Origin of the sequence: Bacillus sp. FSL K6-0923 (assembly GCF_038630825.1) — a bacterium.
GTDB lineage: Bacteria > Bacillota > Bacilli > Bacillales > Bacillaceae > Bacillus > Bacillus pumilus.
Window position 1 is genome coordinate 3,647,559 of sequence record NZ_CP152044.1, and the last position, 16,603, is coordinate 3,664,161.

The 16,603-nt window shown below is 42.1% G+C and carries 15 protein-coding genes and 4 tRNA genes; 3 read left to right on the forward strand and 16 right to left on the reverse strand.

The window, feature by feature from the left end; genetic code table 11:
* Positions 1-44: 44 nt before the first annotated feature.
* From MHI16_RS18695 to MHI16_RS18735, 9 genes are all read right to left on the reverse strand, one after another.
* The gene (locus MHI16_RS18695) at positions 45-839 is read right to left on the reverse strand and encodes an MBL fold metallo-hydrolase (protein ID WP_034660602.1); all 795 of its coding nucleotides are present in this window, start codon (positions 837-839) and stop codon (positions 45-47) included.
* Positions 840-845: 6 nt separating this feature from the next.
* Positions 846-1,709 (reverse strand): two-component system regulatory protein YycI, encoded by an 864-nt coding sequence (gene yycI / locus MHI16_RS18700; protein ID WP_058013224.1) that lies wholly within the window; start codon positions 1,707-1,709, stop codon positions 846-848.
* A complete protein-coding gene (yycH, locus tag MHI16_RS18705) occupies positions 1,696-3,075 on the reverse strand; it encodes a two-component system activity regulator YycH (RefSeq protein ID WP_268466919.1) in 1,380 nt (459 codons plus the stop codon). Before yycH ends, yycI begins: the two co-directional genes overlap by 14 nt.
* A complete protein-coding gene (gene walK, locus MHI16_RS18710) occupies positions 3,065-4,903 on the reverse strand; it encodes a cell wall metabolism sensor histidine kinase WalK (RefSeq protein WP_180309766.1) in 1,839 nt (612 codons plus the stop codon). Before walK ends, yycH begins: the two co-directional genes overlap by 11 nt.
* Positions 4,904-4,910: 7 nt before the next feature.
* A complete protein-coding gene (yycF, locus tag MHI16_RS18715; protein WP_058013221.1) occupies positions 4,911-5,618 on the reverse strand; it encodes a response regulator YycF in 708 nt (235 codons plus the stop codon).
* Between the two features lie 347 nt (positions 5,619-5,965).
* A tRNA-Phe gene (locus MHI16_RS18720) sits at positions 5,966-6,038 on the reverse strand.
* A gap of 27 nt (positions 6,039-6,065) precedes the next feature.
* Positions 6,066-6,142 (reverse strand) — tRNA-Asp (locus MHI16_RS18725).
* Between the two features lie 81 nt (positions 6,143-6,223).
* Positions 6,224-6,295, reverse strand: a tRNA-Glu gene (locus MHI16_RS18730).
* A 6-nt stretch (positions 6,296-6,301) separates the two neighbouring features.
* Positions 6,302-6,377: transfer RNA gene (locus tag MHI16_RS18735), tRNA-Lys, on the reverse strand.
* Positions 6,378-6,719: 342 nt separating this feature from the next.
* Between MHI16_RS18735 and MHI16_RS18740 the strand changes: the two genes are divergently transcribed.
* On the forward strand, positions 6,720-7,244 hold the full coding sequence (locus MHI16_RS18740; protein WP_058013220.1) for a peroxiredoxin family protein: 525 nt from the start codon (positions 6,720-6,722) through the stop codon (positions 7,242-7,244).
* A 29-nt stretch (positions 7,245-7,273) separates the two neighbouring features.
* On the opposite strand, the gene MHI16_RS18745 is transcribed toward MHI16_RS18740, so the two are convergent.
* From MHI16_RS18745 to MHI16_RS18760, 4 genes are all read right to left on the reverse strand, one after another.
* Positions 7,274-7,483, reverse strand: coding sequence for a hypothetical protein (locus tag MHI16_RS18745; protein WP_058013219.1), 210 nt, complete (start codon positions 7,481-7,483; stop codon positions 7,274-7,276).
* 15 nt (positions 7,484-7,498) lie between these two features.
* A complete protein-coding gene (locus tag MHI16_RS18750; protein WP_058013218.1) occupies positions 7,499-8,632 on the reverse strand; it encodes a DUF418 domain-containing protein in 1,134 nt (377 codons plus the stop codon).
* A 136-nt stretch (positions 8,633-8,768) separates the two neighbouring features.
* Complete coding sequence (locus tag MHI16_RS18755) at positions 8,769-10,058, reverse strand: adenylosuccinate synthase (protein WP_058013217.1); 1,290 nt, start codon at positions 10,056-10,058, stop codon at positions 8,769-8,771.
* Between the two features lie 216 nt (positions 10,059-10,274).
* Positions 10,275-10,886: a TetR/AcrR family transcriptional regulator gene (locus MHI16_RS18760; RefSeq protein ID WP_235566993.1), complete on the reverse strand. Its 612-nt coding sequence runs from the start codon at positions 10,884-10,886 to the stop codon at positions 10,275-10,277.
* A gap of 106 nt (positions 10,887-10,992) precedes the next feature.
* On the opposite strand from MHI16_RS18760, the gene MHI16_RS18765 reads away from it, so the two are divergent.
* A complete protein-coding gene (locus tag MHI16_RS18765) occupies positions 10,993-12,198 on the forward strand; it encodes a cytochrome P450 (RefSeq protein ID WP_058013215.1) in 1,206 nt (401 codons plus the stop codon).
* Between the two features lie 33 nt (positions 12,199-12,231).
* Here the strand turns inward: MHI16_RS18765 and MHI16_RS18770 are convergent, their stop codons facing one another.
* The 3 genes from MHI16_RS18770 to MHI16_RS18780 all read right to left on the reverse strand — a co-directional run bounded on the left by MHI16_RS18770 (position 12,232) and on the right by MHI16_RS18780 (position 15,316).
* Entirely contained in the window at positions 12,232-12,645 is a 414-nt protein-coding gene (locus MHI16_RS18770) for a VOC family protein (RefSeq protein ID WP_058013214.1), read from the reverse strand.
* 129 nt (positions 12,646-12,774) lie between these two features.
* Entirely contained in the window at positions 12,775-14,139 is a 1,365-nt protein-coding gene (gene dnaB / locus MHI16_RS18775) for a replicative DNA helicase (RefSeq protein ID WP_003214779.1), read from the reverse strand.
* A gap of 220 nt (positions 14,140-14,359) precedes the next feature.
* Positions 14,360-15,316 carry a DUF4885 family protein gene (locus tag MHI16_RS18780; RefSeq protein WP_058013213.1) on the reverse strand — a complete coding sequence of 319 codons (957 nt, stop codon included), beginning with the start codon at positions 15,314-15,316 and terminating at the stop codon, positions 14,360-14,362.
* Positions 15,317-15,424: 108 nt separating this feature from the next.
* Between MHI16_RS18780 and MHI16_RS18785 the strand changes: the two genes are divergently transcribed.
* Positions 15,425-16,282 carry a hypothetical protein gene (locus tag MHI16_RS18785; protein WP_268466920.1) on the forward strand — a complete coding sequence of 286 codons (858 nt, stop codon included), beginning with the start codon at positions 15,425-15,427 and terminating at the stop codon, positions 16,280-16,282.
* Positions 16,283-16,603: the final 321 nt, after the last annotated feature.

The following is a 16,603-nucleotide window of genomic DNA, read 5'->3' on the forward strand; positions in this document are numbered from 1 at the left end:
AGTGTTGGTAAGAAGCTCTTATCTTAATCATCCGATTGTAAAAATCATACGGCGCAAAGCGGGGTTGCCTTTTTCGGGTCCGTATCATATAAATCAAAGCCATCCCCGACAACAAAGCCTTTCATCTCAAGCGTTTGTTGGACCGCCATACGGGCTAAATCCTTCATGTTGTTGTCTTGACTCAAGTGAGCCAAGTAAATGCGTGAGGTGGCATCTCCAATGACATCTGTCATCGCAAGAGCGGCATCTTCATTTGAAACATGTCCGACATCGCTCAAAATTCTACGCTTAATACTCCACGGGTATCGGCCCATTTGCAGCATACCGACATCATGATTGCTCTCAAATACAAATGTATTGGCTGACTGAATGATCCCTTTCATACGGTCACTCACATAGCCTGTATCCGTCATTAGGGCAAGTTTGCGCCCGCCATAATGGAACACGTAAAACATGGGCTCAGCCGCATCATGTGAGACGCCAAAGGACTCAACATCGAGACCGCCGAAGGATTGGACGGTTTCCATATCAAAATGGAATTTCTGCTCTGTATCAATCTTTCCGATATGAGACTCCATCGCCTTCCATGTTTTCGCATTTGCATAGACAGGAAGCTTGTACTTTCTTGCCATGACACCGAGCCCTTTAATATGATCTGAGTGCTCGTGTGTCACAAAAATGCCGTCCAAGTCTTCAGGCTTGCGATCGATTTGACCAAGCAGCTCAACCATCTGTTTGCCGCTTAAACCCGCATCTACAAGAAAAGCATGCTCGTCTGTTTCTAAATAAAAAGCGTTCCCCGTACTTCCGCTCGCTAGTACACTGAACTGCAAGCTCATGTTCTCTCACTCCATTGAAGATTTGTCATCTTTCTCTATATGATCAAGTGTTGAGCCATCAATGGCATTGATCAAATATTCTTCTTCTGTCTTTTTCTTTGAACCAGTTGATACGCCCTCAAGCTCGACTCGCCATACAGGCACCATGACCTGCGTGCTTGCACCTGGGTATTGCGTATAGTAGCCCAGTTCTACTTTTTTCACGGTCGTGTTTTGGCTCAGCATGTTTTGCGTATATAAGTCCTTCACGGTTTCAAGCGCTGGGACAAGGGTTTCTTTTCTCACTTCATTAATCGATATCACCATCGACTGCTGATACGATACGACCTCGTTTTTATCATTTAGATCTAGGGTGATTTTTCCGATGGTTTCGGAGTCATCAAGCCCCTCTTGGAAAATGTATTTCCCTTTATACGTTTGGAAAAAGACGATTTTCCCTGCCTCTTCATCAATACTCCACAGCTTATAATTCTTCCCATCTAGCAAACGCTGGTTCACCAGGTTTGCCGCCGCTGTTTTCATATCTTTTTTCGGCAAGGCCACTGGTTTATTGAAGGTCATTTCAAGCAGCGTGACAGGATCATCTTTGTCTGTTTTCGGGAATGTGCTTTTCGCCTTTTGATCAGCTAATTCGTCGACATCCTTTTTCGTATATTGCTTCTTTTCAGCTGTAATGCGGTAGCCAATCTTCGCTTCATCTGATAGATTGCCATATTTGATCCCGTCTGCCTTCATTTCTTCCAGCGTATCCGTTTTTTCGATAATCGCAAAATGATCGGTTGATCGTTTTTCAAAGTATTGAAAACCCAGAAAGATATCGAGAACGAGAAAGGCTAGGATAAAGATCGTTTTGGTCTTATTCCACTCCATGATTCTCGCTCCCCTCTGTCAACAAATCATGCGATAGAATCACGGTTTTGCCGTTGTATTTCATGCACCATACTGGCTCCAGCCAGACAAACATCGCTTGATCTTGATCTGATGGAGTGGAAGCAGCCTGATAGGCCGGAAAAATTTGTTCAATTTTTTCAAGGTCATCATATTTCGTCTGCTTGACGATTAAGTCTTTCAGCTCTGTCCCATTCATCAGTTTGACCTGTTCACTCTGACTTGCTTTGTTGCCTAGAATATAGTTTGGACGCTTGTAATTCAAGATGTCATCATTCGCCCACTGTACTTCAAGAGAGGTCATCCCAAATGGATGCTTTGTACTGTTGACGATCGGCAGACCATCCATAAACATATTAAAGGAAAGCTGCTGGTTGCTATTGATGCCAAAGTATTGATAGTCATCGGTAAAGCTCCCCGTATCATTGAAATATTTCACACTTCGCTTGATCAAATCGCCCGTTTGGAAAACGGTGCTGGAATTGATATTGCGGTGCTGATATTGGATGCGGTGGTCTTTTTGATTGGCTTCAAGACGACTTGTGCCATCTGTGTACACCGTCCGGTTTAAATTAGACTCCTCACCGACTAGACTCGGGTCCGTAAACAGAGCGTCCTTGAATTTGCTTGTCTTAATCGTTTCGATAAAGAACATTTTCGCTTCAAGCTGCTTTTGCTTTCTCGGAAGGAGGAAATCTCGTTTCGAATTCGCTGAGAATGTATAGAGATCGTAGCGCGGCATCTCGTTTTGAGCAGCTGCGATACTGTCCATGAGATTTCGATAGTTAGCGGACTCTATTGTCAGCTCAAGCACCGTTTCCTTGCTGTATGAAACCAAATAAACTTTCTTATTGGCCTTATCCTGCTGGGAGAACGGCACAATCATCCGATCAAACGAGTTGTATTCAATGGACTTGTTCGGCCATTTAAACAGCGCTTGGAAAATATCAATCGGAATCGGGTCATTGAACACAAGATCCAATGTCTTCCCCTGTCCTCCGTTTCCATAGAAGAAATTCTTAAATTTCTGCTCCGAATATTGATCTGACACATCCGAAATCTCTTTCACATCCCAAAGGCTCACATCATTCCAGAAGTTTTGAAAGAGTTCCTTTTGATCCACTTTCAAATGCTCCCCATTTGAATGGATGAACATCTCGCGCGGCTTCACGACATCAATGAGGCTCCGCGGCTCGTCGCTTGAAATCTTCTTCGTTTCCACGACCTTAGTGCCGGCATCTGCCTGGTCCTGCATGACGGGCTGGAACATCCAAATATTCCACGTAAACACAAGACTGATCGCAATTAGGATTGTCAATATTATGGTTTTAAAGGTCTCACGCTTCATCCCAATCATCCTCTTGTTCTTCATTGTACGGAAGGGTAAAGGTCACTGTTGTTCCTTTCCCTTCAATGCTGTCAGCCCAAATATCTCCGCCATGAGCCTGAACCATTTCTTTTGCAATCGCAAGGCCTAGGCCGGTTCCGCCAAGTTTTCTTGTTCTCGCCTTATCCACTCGATAAAAACGTTCAAAGATTTTATCCATATCCTTCTTAGGAATACCGATTCCTTCGTCTTTGACGCTGAATAATACAAGGCCCTTCTCCTCATCCAGATCAACGGTAAACGTGATATGTCCACCCTCTGGAGAGTATTTCATGGCATTGGAAATGATATTATCGAGCACTTGTGTGATTTTATCTTGATCAATTTCCACATATATTTCACGCTGCGGAAGATTGCGGATAAACTCGACATGCTGCTCCTTTGTCATTTCAAAACGATCAATGACCAATGAGATAAATCTGATAAAATTCGTCCACTCACGGTTGAATTGATAATCCTTGCTGTCGAACTTAGACAGCTGCAGCAGGTCGTTGACAAGCCGAATCATGCGCTCTGTTTCATTTTGCGTGACACTGAGGAACCTTGGTGCAAGCTCTTTATCACCAATTGCACCTTCAGCCAGCGCCTCAAGATAGCTTCGCATCGTCGTCAGCGGGGTGCGCAGCTCATGTGATACGTTCGCAACGAATTCACGGCGTTCTGCATCAATTTTCTCCTGCTCTGTGACGTCGTAAATAACCGCAATTAAACCATCAATCTTTCCGTGCTCTTTCTGAATCACTGAGAAATTCACACGCAAAACAGACAGCTGATCTTCGCGTTCGATTTCTAGCAGCATGGAATCTTGATTTTCGACTAAATCTTCAAAGGTATGCGTGTCCTCGAGGCCCAGTAAGGACGTAATCGGCATCTCTAGTGCTGTTTCACGTGAAACATTTAACAGCTCTAATGCTGGGCTGTTTAATAGAATAATCGCACCGTTTTGATTCGTAGCGATGACGCCATCTGTCATATAGGCAATGACAGAAGAAAGTTTCTTCCGCTCTCCCTCTGTCATCAGCTGCGCTTCCTCCAGCTCTCTCGTCAGATGGTTAAAGGTTGTCGCAAGCTGGCCAATTTCGTCATGTCCATACTTTCGAACCTTCCTGGAAAAGTTCCCTTTGGCGAGTTCAATCGCTTGCTTCCTCATATCCGAAATAGGATGAGTGATGGTTCTAAAGATGAAAATCCCAAGTAGTGCGGTCGTCCCAAGGGCGATCAGTGTCCCCGTCGCCAAAATGGTGTTAATGGTTCGCATTTGGTTAAACACGCTCTCCATCGAAGACACAACATAAATCACACCGACAGTTTCTTGGTTTTCATTTTTCACGGCTGTCGCAGAAATACGCACCCGTTTATTTGATTCTGGGTCATAGAATTTCTTTTCATAGTCTTTGCCTACTGCGAAAATCCGGCTAATGATTTGATCTGTGATTTTCTTGCCGGCAATCTCCTGACTGCCGTTATTCACAGAGGCAATCACCTCTCTGCTTTCGTCAATATAGCTGACTTCAGAAATTTCATTAGACTCATCTTTGTTATTAAAGTCGTTTAATATCTTTTGAGCATCCTCTTTTAATTCTGCCTTACTTTTCGATGAATCTTGTTCTAGGTAATACGATAACGAGTAGATTCGCTGATTCAAGGAATTATCATATGAATTAATTAAGGACTGCTCTAGCTGCTTCACAAAGTACACGCCAATGATCTGCATGGCAACGATGATCAGCAGCACGTAAATCAAGGTCAATTTAAAGTGAATCGAGCGAAAAAAACCTACTTTATTCATAAGAATCTTAGTCCTGCTCTGGGTTTCTTAAATAATAGCCGACGCCTCGTCTTGTCACGATCCAGCTTGGGTGGCTAGGGTTGTCTTCAATTTTCTCACGAAGACGGCGGACGGTGACGTCTACTGTCCGGACATCCCCAAAGTAATCGTAGCCCCATACGGTTTGCAGCAAGTGCTCACGTGTCATGACTTGTCCGATATGTTTCGCTAAGTAATGAAGCAATTCGAACTCACGGTGCGTCAATTCAATCGTTTCCTCACGCTTAGACACCACATACGCATCTGGATAAATGACAAGTGATCCAACTTCAATATCATTTGATTCAGATTCTTCCTCTGTCTGCGGCGTAGCAATTTGCCTTCTTAAATTCGCTTTCACACGGGCAAGCAGCTCGCGCGTGCTAAATGGCTTCGTCACATAATCATCTGCGCCAAGCTCAAGACCGATGACTTTATCAATTTCAGAGTCTTTTGCCGTCAGCATGATAATCGGCATATCATATTTCTTTCTCACTTCACGGCATACCTCAACGCCATCTTTGTTTGGCAGCATAATGTCGAGCAGAATAATGTCTGGTTGGATTTCTTCTACCATTTCAAGGGCTTCATTTCCGTCATATGCACAATGAACCTCATAGCCCTCTTTCCTTAAGTTAAACTCCAATATATCAGCAATCGGTTTTTCATCGTCTACGACAAGAATCTTTTTTTCCATTGTGATTTCCTCCTGCATTTTTAGCATCTATGTCATTCATTTTTGCATGTCTCATCAGACCTTTTTCATTTGAGCAAAAAAGGCTCACTGTCTATTATAACGTTTTACGTGGCAAAGATAAAAATAATAACGGCTTTCTTTTCTAGCAATCGTTGGATAAGAAGACGACGCTCAAAAAAATGATGGTTTTTTTCCTTTTTTATTGAAACTTTTCCAGTCATAGATCGTCTATATAGATGTAACGTCTTCTTCTTATGGAGCCGGGCCCTACCTAGGTCCGGCTTCTCCCTTTTTATGCCTTCTTTTCATAAGAAAAACGCACCTGCGATTGCAGATGCGTTTGGAAGTGGCTCGGGACGGAATCGAACCGCCGACACACGGATTTTCAGTCCGTTGCTCTACCAACTGAGCTACCGAGCCATCATCAAAAAGATGAATAAATATAAATGGCGGTCCGGACGGGACTCGAACCCGCGACCTCCTGCGTGACAGGCAGGCATTCTAACCAACTGAACTACCGGACCTCAGTAACTTGCCCGAAAAAGCAATCGTGGTGCTCTTCCAAGCAAGTGAGGAAAAATTAGCTTAACGCTAAAGTAAATCAATGACCCGTACGGGATTCGAACCCGTGTTACCGCCGTGAAAGGGCGGTGTCTTAACCGCTTGACCAACGGGCCAATACATGGTGAGCCATGAAGGACTCGAACCTTCGACCCTCTGATTAAAAGTCAGATGCTCTACCAACTGAGCTAATGGCTCTCGGTTTGTGAAAAGTAATTCTGAAGAAGTTGTACTGCGTCAAACCAATCGCTTTAAAAAAGCTGGAACATCGCATCCTAACAAGTTTCAGAGACCTTTGCAACAACGAGATTTATAATATCATAGAGTAATTACATATGGCAATACGTTTTTCGACATTTTTTAAAAAAAAGTGTCGGATTTGAAATCTCCTGCCAAATCCCTTCTGCTTGCAACCGCCTTCATTTTCACTGCCTCTTTTCATGACCTCTGCCTATTCAAGCACATAGAAACGTTTTAGACCGCCCGAAATTGGTTATACATGAAACAAGTGACATTGTGATTGAAAAAGGAGGAAGCAGTATGAGTTCATTCAAATTAGGAGATAAAATGCCCAATTTTTCACTCCCAACCATTCAGGGCGAACATATTGATTTTCACAAACATTTAGAGGAGCATCAAAGCTGGCACCTCATCGTCTTCTTTAGAGGCTCATGGTGCCCGGTATGTGTAGAAGAATTGAAAGAGCTTGAACAGCAGCAATCATACTTTCAAGACAAGGATATCCACTTAATGGCGATTTCAACGGATCATTCTGATGACTTGAAGGAATTTGCGGATAAAGAAGGACTATCCTTCCCAATCATGTCTGACAAGGACCTCACTTCCATAAAAGCATATGAAGTCCACTATCATGGAGAAGATGCTCCTTATGAAGATCACGGAGTACACGGGGAACCTGCCTATTTCTTACTAAACGAAAAGGGCCAAGTCCTCTATCAGCAAAGACAAACAAGTCCGTTTGGCAGACCGCATGCCAACGAACTGCGCAAAATCATTCAGTACATCCGCAAAAACTTAAAAGGTCAATATAAAAGCGTGAAATAAGAAAAAAGCCCTCAAGACGAGGGCTTTTTTTATGAATTCCTTTTATGATATAACCGGTCTGCGGCAAAAAACACAAGAAGACCCGACATGAGAATGACAAAGGTGACGGGCGGTTTATCATCCTGGACATAAGAGTACAGCGCATGTCCTCCTAATGCGAGAAGATAAAAAATAAATGCCGCCACTGCTGCTTTATGTGCATTCGCTTGTTCTCTTTGCGTACTTTTTTTGAAAAACATTGTAACGATTCCCCTTTATACTGCTTTCTTCATCGTCACCCGGCGAAGTGCCCGCGAACGAATATATTCCATTGGACCAATTCTCCAAAGCTTTAGACAAAATGCTGATATGGCGATTTGCAGAAGAGAAATAAGCAGCCATGACAATACGATAAGAGGGGCGTTGATTTGTCCGCCAAGACCCAATCCCCAGCTATAAAAAAGAACCGAGCAGATGACATTTTGCAGGATGTAACAGCTAAGCGCCATTTTCCCTACATATTCGAACCAATTCCACATGAACCATGACTCTGTGTGAGCCAGGAGCTTCGCAATAATAGCGATATAGAAAAGAGAAAGGAATGGCGAAAACGCATAGCGAACCACGAATTCCACTAGTTCGTTCGGAACGAAGACAAGTGCATTCAGCGGCAACCCCACCCATAGACCGATTCGAAATAATCTTTTCCGTAGAGACTGCCCGCATTCATTTGCATAAAATACACCGGCTCTCATCATCCGCACACCTAATAAAAACAAAAATGTGTTCATTGGAATGATAAAGATCGCTTCCACCCGGTACATGAAAAAGTGTTGTAATCGTTCTTGAACTTGCGAGATCCATGTCTCTGGCAGCTGCTCTTCCAGCGCGGGTTCACTACCTTGATCATACGATGCTGTTTCCATTTCAGAGAGGGCGAACACCATCAGACAGGACAGAACAAGCAGATGAATGACTCCAGAGAAGATCATGCCTCTTTTGATTCGTTTGCTCCCTCCTCGTACAATAAATGCCACAAGCAGACCGGTGACAGCGTAACTCATGAGTACATCATATTCCATCACAAGTGCAAAATGGACAAAGCCTTCAATAAATAAGAATAAAAGAATCCACAAATATGTACCCGGCCAAGGCGTATTTTTTCTTTTCGCCTGCTGATATTTCAGCTCTAGCCCTACACCAAACATAATCGTGAGCAGCGATAGCATTTTCCCGTAGACGAACATGGAAACAAGGCTTTCTAGAAAACTGCCATTCTCATATTCATCTGCAATCTGATCTGTCGCAAAGGTATCCCCTGCATACGCAAAAAACCAGACGTTCGTTCCCAATGTGCCTAATATGGCGAAACCTCTTAAAATATCTAATAATCTTATTCTTTCTTTCACTAGAACGCTCCTTCCCCCTATACAGTTATCATATTTTGGTAATGACCGGAAGCCTGTTCTACTGAAATTAAGAAATATTTAAACAAAAAAACACCAGTAAAATGTGCAATTTTACTGGTGTTTGATCAGTCTATGATTATGGACGGTACACGCTGCGGACAACGTTCGTTTGGGAACGATCTGGTCCGACTGAGAAAATGGAAAGTGGAATACCTGTTAATTGTGAAATACGCTCTAAATAATGACGGGCATTTTCAGGCAGTTCGCTTAAATTCTTCACGCCTGTAATATCCTCTGTCCATCCTGGCATTTCTTCGTAGACAGGCTCACATTTCGCTAGTTCCTTTAGACTTGCTGGGAATTCTTCTGTGATTTCTCCGTTCAATTTATAAGCGACACAGATTTTCAATGTTTCAATCCCTGTCAATACATCAATTGAGTTAAGAGATAGATCTGTAATCCCGCTCACACGGCGAGCATGGCGGACAACCACACTGTCAAACCAGCCAACACGGCGCGGGCGTCCAGTTGTTGTACCGTATTCACGGCCAACCTCACGGATTTGATCACCAATTTCATCATGGAGTTCTGTCGGGAATGGGCCATCTCCAACACGTGTTGTGTACGCTTTTGACACGCCGACCACATGTTGAATCTTTGTTGGTCCTACACCAGAACCAATCGTCACTCCCCCAGCCACTGGGTTAGATGACGTAACAAATGGATATGTCCCTTGATCGATATCAAGCATAACACCTTGTGCTCCTTCAAATAGCACGCGGCGGCCTTCATCTAGTGCGTCATTCAAGACAACAGATGTGTCCACGACATATTTTTTCACTTGCTGGCCATATTCATAATACTCGTCTAAAATATCTTCAATCTTGAAGCCTTCTGCGTCGTACATTTTCTCTAAAAGACGATTTTTCTCTTCTAGATTACGCGCAAGCTTCTCTTCAAATACTTCACGATCTAATAGATCTGCGACACGGATACCGATACGAGCTGCTTTGTCCATATAAGCTGGTCCGATTCCTTTTTTCGTCGTACCGATCTTGTTAGCCCCTTTCCGCTCTTCTTCTACCTCGTCCAATTTTAAATGGTAAGGTAAAATCACATGGGCTCTATTGCTGATTCTGAGGTTATCTGTACTCACATTCCGTTCGTGAAGATACGCAAGCTCAGTGACCAACGCTTTAGGATCAACCACCATTCCATTACCGATGACACAAGTTTTCTCTTGATAAAAAATACCGGACGGAATGAGGTGTAGCTTGTAAGTCACTCCATCAAATTTGATCGTGTGACCTGCATTGTTTCCCCCTTGATAACGGGCAATCACCTCTGCATTTTCTGAAAGGAAATCGGTAATTTTCCCTTTCCCTTCGTCACCCCACTGCGTACCTACTACGACTACTGAAGACATATCGTGCACCTCCGTTAACCTTTCAAAACGTTATCTCTTTCAAACACATTTATTTTATCAATGCAAAACGAAAAAGTCAACGTGAAATCCGAACATTAATATCTCGAAATCAAATTTTGTTCGTTTTAAATATGAGAAAAAGCGCTTTACTCACTTCTTCAGCGCTTAAAAAGGGAGATTTTGAGTAAAACCAACGTTTTTGATTGTTCTTACTTTCTATTGATTTTCAATTAAATGAATCATCGAGCTTGCCATAAAATCAGGTGAGTACGGTCGCCCTGTCCTCAGCCACCATTCAGCTGTTCCAACGTAAGCAGAAATAACGAATTGCTTCTGCATGTCGATAGGAACGAGATGCGGATCGGGCTTTGAGCCTGCAACCCCCTCTACCCCCAAAGAAAAGCTTTCTTCAAAAAAAGCACGAACCGTTTCATGAATATTGAGCTCTCTCCCTCGTTTCCAGAGAATTTGATACTCCTCTTCATGTTCCTGCAAATGCTGATAAAATCGAAAAATATATACATATGCCGCATGCTCTTTTTCCAAATCATCTTCTTGTACAGGCGCAAAAATGGCACATTTCATCACATCAAACATCTCATCCATCACCTGCTGGGCAAGATCAAATTTATCCTCATAATGTTGATAAAAGGTCGTGCGGTGGATACCTGCCACTTTTGTAAAATCCTGTACAGAAATCTTCCCCCATTCTTTCTCACTTAATAACTGAAATAATGCTTTTCTTAATTGCTGCTTTGATTCCGTTGCGCGCTTATCCCCTCTGTAGCAGTCCGCCACAAGCCGCTCTCCCCTTCCTATTTTCTTCAACAGATTTCGCTTTTCTGTTGGTTGAATCCTCCAGGCTGATGAATTAACTTTAATCTAACACAATGAAAAAAAGGAATCATCTGACAACCTATAAGGAGTGATGATCATGGAAACAACAACCCCAAGTGCCGTGCAAAAAACGTTATTAAGAGGAAAGAACAAGCAGGACCCGTATCACCCATTTGATTGGTATGCCAACATGCGCCAGACATCACCTGTTCATTTTGACGAAGCCAGCCGAACGTGGAGCGTATTCACCTATGAGGAAGCAAAGCGTGTGACAATCGATAAAGATACCTTTTCGAGTCAGCCTCCTAAAAACCAACGGAAGCATTCACTGATGAAAACAATGGTGATGATGGATCCTCCCAATCACACTCGCATCCGCTCCATTGTCAGCAAAGCCTTTACCCCTCGAGTCATGAAATTGTGGGAGCCTCGTATTCAAGAATTAATGGATGAACTCATGGCACAAATAGAAGGAAAAAAAGAGATAGACCTAGTGCAAGACATCTCTTATCCACTTCCTGTCATTGTCATTGCAGAGCTTTTAGGTGTGCCATCAGAGCATAAACAATCCTTTAAAGAATGGTCAGATATTCTCGTCAGCATGCCTAAAAGCGAAAACGAGGAAGATGTAGCTGAATGGCAGAAAACACGTGACAAAGGAGAAGCTGACATGATGGCGTTTTTTGCAGACACCATTGAAAAGAAACGTCACAATCTCGGTGATGATTTGATTTCCCTCATCATTCAAGCGGAGGAGAATGGAGAAAAACTGTCAGCGGATGAACTAATACCATTCTGTAATCTTCTTCTTTTAGCAGGCAACGAAACAACCACCAACTTGATCTCCAATATGATTTTCAGCTTGTTAGAACAGCCGGGTGCGTATGAAGCGCTCTCCCAATCACCTGAACTCATCCCACGTGCGGTGGAAGAGGCCGTCCGTTTTCGTGCACCAGCTCCTGCGATCGTCCGCTATGTCACAAAAGACACAGAGCTTGGAGGTAAAGTGTTGAAAAAGGGAGACAATGTGATTGTGTTTCTTGCTTCCGCCAACCGAGATGAGCGTCAATTTTCAAACGCACATGAATATGATATACACCGCCACCCTAATCCTCATATTGGTTTCGGGCACGGTATCCATTTCTGTCTTGGCGCACCACTGGCACGTCTTGAAGCATGTACAGCTATAAAGTTTTTAATAGAACGATATGAGGCGCTAGAGCTCCTCTCTTACGTTCCGATGACAAGCAGCAGCATGTATGGACTGAAAGAGCTGAAACTGCGTGTCACACCTCGTTCATAACAGAAAAGACTCCCGGGCATGGGAGTCTTTTTTTTAAACGGGGGTGATTCCATCTGTGTTCATGAGCACAATGCGATACCCATCTGGATCTTCAATGGTTGCTCCTCCACGTTCCCAATATGGATTTGTAGAGGTGACTTGCCGTCCGCCAAATGAGAGCAATCTCTCTTTCATTTGCCTGAATTCCTCAGCATCTGGAATATAGAACACAAGAAGCTGTTCTGGATGCGGGGCGGGCAGGCTTTCTTCTTCTTCATGCTTCGTGATTTCTAAATGAACATGCTGATGAGGAAGCCCCAGCATGACTCCATCATATCCTTCATGCTGATCAAACGAACCTATTCGTTTGAGTCCTAAGCCTTCTTCATAAAAGGACACAACCTCTTCCATGTTGACTGTTGGGCGTGCGATGCGTAATTGAGCGGCTTCGAACTGTTGAAATTTCATCAGTCATCACTCCTTTTCTCCTTTTAGTATACGATTTCTCTCTCTTTCTCTCCTCCTCATTTCGATCGTTTTTCAATCATTCTTTCGATGTAGATTGATCAAAAAAAGCCCAGCTTCTTGAGCTGGGCTTTAAGCACCGGGCGGAACACCCGCATCGTCAAATCTTCTTTCCAGGTTGACGAATTTGTTATATTCTTTGACGAACGCCAGTGATACTGTACCAACTGGGCCGTTACGCTGTTTGGCAATGATGATTTCAATAATGTTCTTATTCTCTGATTCTTTGTCATAGTAATCATCACGATAAAGGAATGCCACGATATCGGCATCCTGCTCGATACTTCCTGATTCACGAATATCTGACATCATCGGGCGTTTGTCCTGACGCTGCTCTACTCCACGTGAAAGCTGAGACAAAGCAATAACTGGAACTTCAAGCTCCCTTGCCAGCGATTTCAATGCCCGAGAGATTTCAGACACCTCTTGCTGACGGTTATCGCTTGATCGTCCGCTCCCTTGAATGAGCTGTAAGTAGTCAATCAGAATCATGCCAAGACCGTTTTCTTGCTTCAAACGGCGGCATTTTGAGCGAATTTCACTTACTCTAATTCCTGGTGTATCATCAATGAAAATCCCACTATTTGATAGCGAGCCCATCGCCATTGTCAGCTTGCCCCAGTCCTCTTCTGTCAGATTACCGGTTCTTAGGTTCTGTGCATTGATATTCCCTTCTGCACAAAGCATACGCATCACTAGCTGCTCAGCTCCCATCTCTAAACTAAAGATGGCGACACTTTCGTCCGTTTTGGTCGCAACATTCTGTGCGATGTTCAATGCGAAAGCCGTTTTCCCTACTGATGGACGAGCCGCGACAATGATTAAGTCATTTCGCTGGAATCCAGCTGTCATCCGGTCAAGCTCTGAGAAACCTGTTGGAATCCCTGTGATATCGCCTTTTCGGTTATGAAGCTGTTCAATATTATCATATGTCTGAACAAGCACGTCCTTAATGTTTTGGAAGGCTCCTGAGTTTTTACGCTGCGCCACTTCCATAATGGTCTTTTCAGCATCACTCAACAGATCCTCTACTTCATCCTCACGCGTGTACCCATCCTGTGCAATGGTTGTCGCCGTGCGGATCAGACGTCTTAAAATTGATTTCTCTTCTACAATTTTTGCATAGTATTCAATGTTTGCGGCAGTTGGGACAGAGTTCGCAATATCGGTTAAATACGAAATCCCGCCTACCTCTTCTAGTAAATCTGTATTGGCCAGTTCAGAAGTCACCGTAACAAGATCGACCGGTTCCCCTCTATCACCAAGTACAAGCATCGCATTGTAAATCTTTTGATGCGACATTCTATAGAAATCCTCTGGAATTAATACCTCAGAAGCGAGCGTGAGCGCAGATGGTTCTAAAAAAACAGCACCTAATACGGCCTGCTCGGCTTCTATATTTTGCGGCGGCAGCCGGTCATCGAGAAGTTCCGTCATGCCAAGCACCGTCCTTTCATAAAAAAATACGCTACTCATCATTTTAACATTTTCATCAATAAAAAAGTGAAAAACATCGACTATAGTCAAAATTACCATGAGGATGTTTCGTTGAACAGCCAACTAACGCATTTCAATAGAAAAGACTCTGTAACATAAGTTGTTATAGAGTCCTTCATTACCGCTAATGGGATTTGTATCTGTTGCCGTTCACATGTTATTAATCTATCGTTTTCTTCACTCCATAATTTTCTTTTTGTCCAATGTCATGCAAAGACCCGTTTTGATAACCAATTGATAACACCAAATCGGGAATAGAATCAAACCCGTTTTTCGCTAGATCAAACAGCTGTGCTCCGTAATGTGAAGCGGCAATTCGTGCATGTTCTGCTGTGTATGGATTTTTCAGGAGATCTTCTTTGTATATATCAAAAATATTCGTTCCTTTATCCGTTACAAATTGACCATTTACAATGCTTAAATCCTTTAAATTGTAGCCTGTCACCGTTTTGATTTGATTCACAAGATGGAACTTTGCAAGAGAATCAGGCGTGAATTGAGTAGAATCATCATTTCTACTTTTCATAATATGAAAAAATAATTCTCTTGTATTGTTGCTTGTATTTAATAGGTCTTCTATTTGTTTGGTTAGCGATTCATCTGTTGATCCACTCACCACTAATTTGAAATGATTTGGGTCAATGGTAAAAGTTAAATTTGTGTTTTTAGGAATGGTTATACCGTTTTTAGAGAATAAATCTTGCAATTGTTCGTTGACCTTTTGTCGATTGAATATTTTCTTTTCTACGCTTTCTTGAGTAGGATCGTACCGTTTTTCGTTACGGAAGATGGCGTCATTAAAGTCATATTGCCCACCCTTATTATTCCTTGCCCAACTCATTTCCATAGTGTACGCAGCTTCTCTTTCAGACTTGGTTAGATCACTTCTGAAATAAGAGGAGTATGGATTTCTATACTTATTATATATGTGGTCTTGAGGATCATTGAATCTTTTATTTTGTTCATTAATTTTTTGATATTTCTCATCAAGTATCTTCATTCGTTTATCTGCTTCGGTCATCGTCTCGTTTGTGCTTTTAATAGTCGATTGGTTTTTAGAATCTGTTTCTTTATGAGTGTTTGAAGTAGCTGCCCTGTATGACGTATTAATATTCATTTTGATTCTCCTTTTTGAAAAATTAGTGATTATTAAATATATCGGCAATTCAGTTAAAATTTGTTAGTTTTGATCCGATATAGTAATTATTACAAGGAGGGTTAAAATATGCCAAATACTATATTCAAACGTTTTTTATTACCTGCATTATTATTAGTGCTTGTTACTAGTTTTTTTGCACCTAATTCAGCAGAAGCAGCAATTACGGGGAATAACAATCCTAACACAGCAAGCTTAATGGGATATTGGAAATATAGTCGTCCAGATACGACAATCTTACCTGAAGGTGAAAATGAAGCTTATTATCAGTTCACGATCAATAAGGGTGAAAGGGTTTATGTGCGAAGCTCATATGATAAGAATTATACAGGTATGAAAATAGAAGTGTATAATTCAAAACAATCTATGACAGGGTCCGAGGTTATAAATCCTGATTCAATTACACCATTTATTTTTGCTAATACTGGTGACGTTACTTCAACTTCAGAAACTTATTTTGTAAAAGTGACCCGTGGTACATATACAGGGAATATGTACTTTACTGTTTCCATTCAAGATCGAATTAAATCTGGAAATGGGACATTCAACTTTACGGGGGCCGCTACCAACTTGGGGAATACTTCTTTGAATTTTTTAGGAGTTGATTCTTCTGTCATTACAATGGATTTAACTAATCATACGGCTATTCCCCGAAGTGCAATCGTTAAATCAATTTCAACAACGAGTACACAATCGCCTAACCAAGGAAATGTCACACACAAGCTGATGGCTGATGAAAACAAGATTTGGAACGAATCCATTTTTTCATCTGCAACAAGTGGTTCTTACCGTATTTCTCTTGAAGATCAATTAAAAGTCGCGCAAAAATGGAGCTTTAAGTACAACGCAAAGGCTACAGCGAGATCTACTATGAGCAATGTCAAAGCCGATATCCGTTACGAATATGATGTCACAGATGGATTCTAATTGAATGGTGTTTACAGAATTAAAAAGTAAGGGTACATCCCTTACTTTTTTTAATTGTTATCATTCGCCACTCTTAAAAAAGCTGTACATACTATTGAATCAGTTTTGAGATATGAGACCATCTACTTTTCGCAAAATCCTCCTCAATCTCCCTAAAAATACAAGTGAGTCTATAGACTTATTTTTCCTTAAAATCATTTCAAGAAGAAAAACCCATATTTATTCCTGTATCAAACAGAAGAAAATGTAAAAATCCCGAGGCAGTCAAGGTCTTTTGACATTTCTCCTATTTTTAAATGACAAGGTCCGATATTCCCTATT